Annotated in this window: 5 protein-coding genes, 1 tRNA gene and 1 pseudogene; all 7 read left to right on the top strand. The window is 64.7% G+C overall.

Annotated elements, in window-relative coordinates:
* Positions 1-1,505, top strand: a pseudogene (locus tag Q1J95_RS13335) (DNA-directed RNA polymerase subunit beta'); the annotation flags it as partial.
* Positions 1,506-1,655: 150 nt separating this feature from the next.
* Positions 1,656-2,573 carry a PfkB family carbohydrate kinase gene (locus tag Q1J95_RS13330; protein WP_300268341.1) on the top strand — a complete coding sequence of 306 codons (918 nt, stop codon included), beginning with the start codon at positions 1,656-1,658 and terminating at the stop codon, positions 2,571-2,573.
* An 87-nt stretch (positions 2,574-2,660) separates the two neighbouring features.
* Positions 2,661-2,742 (top strand) — tRNA-Tyr (locus Q1J95_RS13325).
* Between the two features lie 102 nt (positions 2,743-2,844).
* On the top strand, positions 2,845-3,729 hold the full coding sequence (locus Q1J95_RS13320) for a bile acid:sodium symporter family protein (RefSeq protein WP_300268338.1): 885 nt from the start codon (positions 2,845-2,847) through the stop codon (positions 3,727-3,729).
* A gap of 9 nt (positions 3,730-3,738) precedes the next feature.
* Positions 3,739-4,233: an FBP domain-containing protein gene (locus Q1J95_RS13315; protein ID WP_300268336.1), complete on the top strand. Its 495-nt coding sequence runs from the start codon at positions 3,739-3,741 to the stop codon at positions 4,231-4,233.
* 38 nt (positions 4,234-4,271) lie between these two features.
* Positions 4,272-5,069, top strand: coding sequence for an enoyl-CoA hydratase/isomerase family protein (locus tag Q1J95_RS13310; RefSeq protein ID WP_300268333.1), 798 nt, complete (start codon positions 4,272-4,274; stop codon positions 5,067-5,069).
* Positions 5,070-5,120: 51 nt separating this feature from the next.
* On the top strand, positions 5,121-6,382 hold a 1,262-nt coding region (locus Q1J95_RS13305; RefSeq protein ID WP_300268331.1), incomplete at its 3' end, for a hypothetical protein.

The raw sequence follows: 6,382 nt of genomic DNA, 5'->3' as shown, positions 1-6,382 counted from the left end.
GTGGTAACTGGCTGCAGATCCGCAACATCGCGGGTATGCGAGGCCTGGTGAACAACCCGAAGGGTGAGATCATCCCGCGTCCGATCATCTCCTCGTACCGCGAGGGGCTGAGCGTGGCCGAGTACTTCATCGCGACGCACGGTACCCGTAAGGGTCTGGCTGACACCGCTCTGCGTACGGCCGACTCGGGTTACCTGACCCGTCGTCTGGTGGACGTCTCGCAGGATGTCATCATCCGCGAAGAGGACTGCGGCACGTCGAAGGGCCTCGAGCTCCCGATCGCCGCTCCGAACTCGCAGGGTGAGCTCGTCCGTGACGCGAACGTCGAGAACTCGGTGTTCGCCCGCACCCTGGCCGCTGACGTCGTCAGCGAGTCCGGCGAGGTGCTCGCCTCAGCCGGCGACGACGTGGGTGACGTGCTCATCGACAAGCTCGTCGCGCTCGGTGTCGAGAACATCAAGGTTCGTTCGGTGCTGACGTGCGATTCGGCCGTCGGTGTGTGTGCACAGTGCTACGGCCGCTCGCTCGCGACGGGTAAGACCGTCGACATCGGCGAGGCCGTCGGCATCATCGCCGCACAGTCGATCGGTGAGCCTGGTACCCAGCTGACGATGCGTACCTTCCACACGGGTGGTTCGGCATCGGCCGAGGACATCACGCAGGGTCTGCCCCGCGTGCAGGAGCTCTTCGAGGCACGTACTCCGAAGGGTGCGTCGCCGATTTCTGAGGCCGATGGTCGCATCACGATCGAAGAGACCGACAAGGCCAAGAAGGTCATCCTCACCCCCGACAACGGTGATGAGGAAGTCGTCTACCCGGTGCTGAAGCGTGCGACGCTTCTCGTCGAGGACGGCCAGCACGTCTCGGTCGGTCAGCCGCTGCAGGTCGGCACGCTCGACCCCAAGGAGGTCATGCGCGTCATGGGTGCCCGCGAGGTGCAGCGTTACCTCGTCGGCGGTGTGCAGGGCGTCTACCGTTCGCAGGGTGTGCCGATCCACGACAAGCACATCGAGGTCATCGTTCGCCAGATGCTCCGCAAGGTCACCGTCGTCGACCACGCTGACACGATCCTGCTGCCGGGTGAGATGGTTGACCTCAAGCGCTACCAGATGATCAACCGCGAGGCTGTGTCTGAGGGCAAGCGTCCGGCATCGGGACGTCCGGAGCTGATGGGCATCACGAAAGCGTCGCTTGCGACCGAATCGTGGCTGTCGGCCGCTTCCTTCCAGGAGACGACCCGCGTGCTCACCGAGGCCGCCATGCAGGGCAAGCGCGATCCGCTGGTCGGTCTCAAGGAGAACGTCATCATCGGTAAGCTCATCCCCGCCGGGACGGGCCTGTCGAAGTACCGTGACGTTACGGTCGAGGCGACGGACGAGGCCAAGAGCGAGCGTTACCCGAACCGCATCTTCGCTTCGGATGGCGCGTATGCCGAGGGTGACTTCGGCTACGTCGACTTCGACGCGTTCTCGACGGATGACGTGACCCCGGGTACGTACAACTGATTGAGGCGAGAGCCGAGCGAGTTTGCTCGCTCGAGCCGAGCCGATTGAAAGTTGTTGAGCGACGAAGTCGCGAGCATAACTGATTGAGGCAGTGTTGAAGGAGGCTCCGGGGCGTGAACCCCGGGGCCTCTTTTGCGAGAGAATGTGGGGATGGTCCAACTACCCCGTGCCGTGGTGATCGGCGACGCACTTATCGATGAGATCCATGACACCGGAGGGGTGCGCGAACTGGTCGGCGGCGCCGCGTTGAACGTGGCTGTGGGGTTGCGGCGACTCGGCGTTCCCACGACGCTCATCGCGATGGTGGGAGACGATGAGGCCGGTGCGCACATTCGTGAGTATCTGAATGATCACGACGTGCGGCTGGTTGCGAGTCCCAGCTCGCTCGGGTCATCGCGCGCGGTCGTCCAGCGGGCTGCGAACGGTGAGCCGACGTATGTCTTCAATGAGGCGGCTCAGCGGCGCAGCATCCGCTATGGAGATGAGGCGAGTCGCGCGATCGCCGACGCCGATCTCGCGGTGATCAGTTGTTTTCCCTTCGATGTTCCCGCCGAGGTGGATGCGGTGGCTGAGGCCCTCGATGGCGTGCGTGTCGCGATTGACCCCAATCCGCGATCGGGCATGCTGAGCGACCGCGACGAATTCGTCCGCGGATTCGAGCGTCTGGCGGCTTCGGCGGCGATCGTCAAGATCGGGGCCGACGACGCCGATTTGCTCTACGACGGCGACTTGGATGCGCTTCGAGCACGTTTGCGTGCGGGTGGTGCGGAGGCTGTGCTCGCAACGGCGGGCGCGGACGGCGCTGTGCTCGAATCGGATGCCGGAATCTTCACGGCGCCGATCTCTGACCTTCCCGGTCCGGTGATCGATACGGTCGGGGCTGGCGATGCCACGCTTTCGGGCGTGGCTGCGGGGCTCGTCGGAGCGCGGCCAGAGAGCGCGGACGATTGGCAACGCCTGCTCGATCGGGCCATGGATGTCGCTGCGGCCACATGCCGCGCCGAGGGTGGACTGCTGCGCACACCCGAGTCGTTGGACGGCGGCGAACGGGGGGTGCGCGGCAGCTGACGCGTCGATTTCTTGCACTCGCCCGTGGCGGGTATGCTTGATTCTCGCGCCCCCGGTTGGCTGTACAAGCTGGACGGGTGTGCACTTGGCGAGTTACCCAAGCGGCCAAAGGGAGCTGACTGTAAATCAGCCTGCATTGCATTCGGGGGTTCGAATCCCTCACTCGCCACAAAATCTGAGGGCCTTCGCTGAGCGGGGCCCTCAGTCAATTCGTCGCCAGAACTCTGTTTCCAGGTGACACCGAGCACCTCCATAGGCCACCATGAGTCTCATGGGATCAGCGTTGACCACCATCGGATTGCCGGTTGCCCTCGGCATCATCATGCTCGGCCTGGGCTTGAGCCTCACACTGGCAGACTTCGCACGCGTGCTGAAACAGCCGAAGGCGGTGATCATCGCGCTGGTATGTCAGCTGCTCATTCTGCCGGCCGTGTGTTTCGGGCTGGTGTTGGCGTTCCAGCTGTCTCCTGTGCTCGCCGTCGGCATGATGATGCTCGCGGCCTCTCCCGGTGGAACGACCGCGAACTTATACAGCCATCTGTTCCGCGGCGACATCGCGTTGAACATTTCGCTGACAGCGGTGAACTCCGTGATCGCGGTGCTGACGCTGCCGTTGATCACGAACTTCGCGATCATGTACTTCCAACCGTTCGATGATCAACTGGGATTGCAATGGGCGAAGGCGCTCGAGGTGTTCGCGATCGTTCTGCTGCCGGTGGCTCTCGGGATGCTGGTACGCCGATTCTGGCCGAGGTTCGCTGACGCGATGGATAAGCCGGTGCGCATCGCCAGCGTGATCATCCTCGTCGTGGTGATCGCCGGGGCGGTGGCATCCAACTGGACGCTTCTGGCTGAGAACTTTACCCGACTGGCGCTCATCACGGTACTATTCTGTCTCGTCAGCCTGGCGATCGGATTCGCCGTGCCGCGGATGCTGAAGGTCGACAGGCGTGCATCGATCGCGACCTCCTTCGAGATCGGAATCCACAATGCGACGCTCGCGATAGTCATCGCGCAGAGTGTGTTGGGCTCGACGGAGCTCAGCCTGCCCGCGGCCGTCTACGGTGTGCTGATGTTCTTAGTCGCCTTCGGTTTCGGGTTCGTCATCCGCGGTCGGGCGACCCCGCTCGAAGCCGAAGCGCCGGCGACTTCATAGACTGGGCGAATGCGAGCTCTCACCGAGTCCGATGTCCGCGCGTCATTCGTCAACGCTGATCCGGAGGAGCTGCGGCTGATCGAAATGCCGCATGACTTCCTTCTGATCGACTGGGATTTCCGCGACTTTCTCGCGTGGCGTGATCCGGCATCGAGCAAGCGCGGATGCGTCGTGGTTGAGGTTGACGGGCGCGTGATGGGCATTGTGCTGCGCGCGGCCGACCCTGCTCGCGCGCGCTCGGGGATGTGCAATATCTGCCACCTGATGCAGCCCGGCAACCAGGTCGCGCTGTTCTCAGCCCGTCGCGCCGGTGCCGCTGGCGCTCGCGGAGACAGCGTCGGCACCTATATCTGCGCTGACCTCACCTGTCACGACAACGTTCGCCTCGCGCATCCGCTCGCTCCAAACGAGATCCGGCTCCCGGGGCAGATCGACAGCCGTCTCGACGGCACCAAGCGGCGTATGGAGGGTTTCGCCAAACGAGTTCTGGAGGGGCTGGTCTGACGGTTACGCTGAGTGCGACCTGCTTCAAAGGAGACGCTATGAGCGATGCGATTCTGTTTTCCGTCGACGAGGGCCTCGCGCGCCTCACCCTGAACCGTCCCGCGAGGCTGAACGCCTTCAACGCCGATCTCGCCGAAGCCTGGCGCGACGCGACGACCGAGGCGACGTCGCGTGATGATGTCGGCGCGATTCTTCTGGATGCTGCCGGGCCGGCTTTCTGCGCCGGTGGAGACGTGCTCGACATGGCGACCACGATGGGGGATGGCTCACAGATCACCGAGCTTGCCGGGGTGATCAACGTCGGCATCCGCGCTCTGACCGAGTCGGCGATACCGGTGGTCGCAGCGGCGCACGGAACGACCGCCGGCGGCGGCCTGGGTATTCTGCTGTGCTCTGACTATGCCGTCATCGGCGGTCGCTCGAAGGTCGGCAGTCTCTACGCGAACATCGGCCTCACACCGGACCTTTCTGTCTCGGCTCAGCTCGCGCACGCGGTCGGGCAGAGACGCGCGCTGCAACTCGTTTTGCAAGATCGCCTTCTGGCCGCTGATGAAGCGCAGGAATGGGGCATCGCAGCCGAGGTCGTCCGCGGAGATGACGCGGCAGTCGAGGCCGACCTCGTACGCGAGCGTGCCGAAGAGATCGCCCGCTTCTGGCTGGCTGGCGCCGCCGGAGCCTATGGGCAGGCCAAACGGCTCGTGCGTTCGAGGAACGAGCGCACGTTCGTCGACCAGCTCAGTGAAGAAGCGCGCTCCATCGGCGCAGCCTTCGACACGGCGGATGCTCAGGCGCGCGTGGCGGCGTTCGCCGCGGCATCCGCGAAGAAGTCGGGCTGAGTTCTCCACAATCGGCGGATACCTCTCACAAGCACGATGCCGCATGGCAAGATGAGAAACACGCAGGATCACGAGGGGGAAGACATGTCAGAGGTCACGGCCGAATCCAAGGGCGCGCCGAATACATCGTTGCTGATCAGGGGTGCGATCTGGATCGCGATCGGCGCATTGATCGCCGCCGCCCTCGTGTGCGTCGTCTGGGTGCTCATCGGCGACCAAGACGGTCTCATCGCACGAGCCTTCTTGACCATCGTGCTACTCGCTGGGTTCGCCGGTATCGCGATTCTCGAGGCGGGCCTGGCCACGCGGCGGCCCGATTGGCTGGCGTTGGCCAGCATGATCACGTGGATCGTGGCGCTCATCGTCGGTGCCATCAAGATCTGGCTGCCCGAAGAGCCTGGCGAGTACGCGTCCGGGTTCGTGCGGTTCATTCAGCTTCTGCTCGTCGTCGCGATTCTTCAGCTTGCGCTGCTGCACGTGCGCCTGTTCACCGCGGCTGCGCGCCGCTATGTGACGACATTCACCACCATCATCTACTACGTCACGATCGCCATTCTCGTGCTCCTCGTGGGCATGCTCGTGTTCTTCCTGACTCTGCCCGAGGTGTTCGATTACAGCGACATCTACTGGCGTATCGTCGTCGCCCTCGCGATTCTGGCCGCAGTCGGCACGACTCTCATTCCGCTGCTGAACGCGCTGTTCGCGCCCAAGGCTCCAGCGCCGGCAGCAGCGCCGGGTTACAGCGCGCAGTCGTACGCGAGTGGGGCGGCTGTTGCAGCGCCTCTTGCGCAGCAGTGGCCGACCTATGCTGACGGCGTGACACCGCTTCCCGTGTTGCAAGACGGGCTGCCTGACTGGAACGCGTACTACACCGGATATCCGACCCAGCCGCAGGCTTATCAGGCCGGTTACGGTCAGCTCCCGGCCCTGCCCGGAGAGCACTCGGCCGCTGACGCCAACGCCTATGGGGCGCCAGCTGCCGACCCCAATTCGTATGGGACGCCGGCTGCCGACCCCAACGGCTACGCGGCGCCTGTTGCCGATGCGCCGACGTCGTCTCCCGACGCGCCGATCGCCCCTGATGGCAGCGCGGTTCCGCCCGCGGGCGCCCCGCCAGCACCGGACGGTGTGCCGGGCGAACAGATGACGGATGCTGCGCCTCCGATCCCGCCCGCGCCGGAGTATGCGACTCCCGAGTATGCGGCGCCCGAGCAGGCATCTCCCGCGCAGGCGCCACCTGTTCAGGCACCGCCAGCGCAGGATCCTCCCGTCCAGGCGCCGCCCGCGCAGACGGCTCCGGGTCAGGAGCCGCC

The organism is Microbacterium sp. (assembly GCF_029263575.1).
Lineage (GTDB): Bacteria > Actinomycetota > Actinomycetes > Actinomycetales > Microbacteriaceae > Microbacterium.
Note: the sequence above shows the minus strand (reverse complement) of the source record. Positions and strands in the feature narration are given on the sequence as shown.

What these genes read in the sequence shown, in the direction of transcription:
- Q1J95_RS13320 (WP_300268338.1), top strand. Translation starts at nt 2,845, where the DNA reads ATGGGATCAGCGTTGACCACCATCGGATTGCCGGTTGCCCTCGGCATC.
- Q1J95_RS13310 (WP_300268333.1), top strand. Translation starts at nt 4,272, where the DNA reads ATGAGCGATGCGATTCTGTTTTCCGTCGACGAGGGCCTCGCGCGCCTC.
- Q1J95_RS13330 (WP_300268341.1), top strand. Translation starts at nt 1,656, where the DNA reads ATGGTCCAACTACCCCGTGCCGTGGTGATCGGCGACGCACTTATCGAT.
- Q1J95_RS13315 (WP_300268336.1), top strand. Translation starts at nt 3,739, where the DNA reads ATGCGAGCTCTCACCGAGTCCGATGTCCGCGCGTCATTCGTCAACGCT.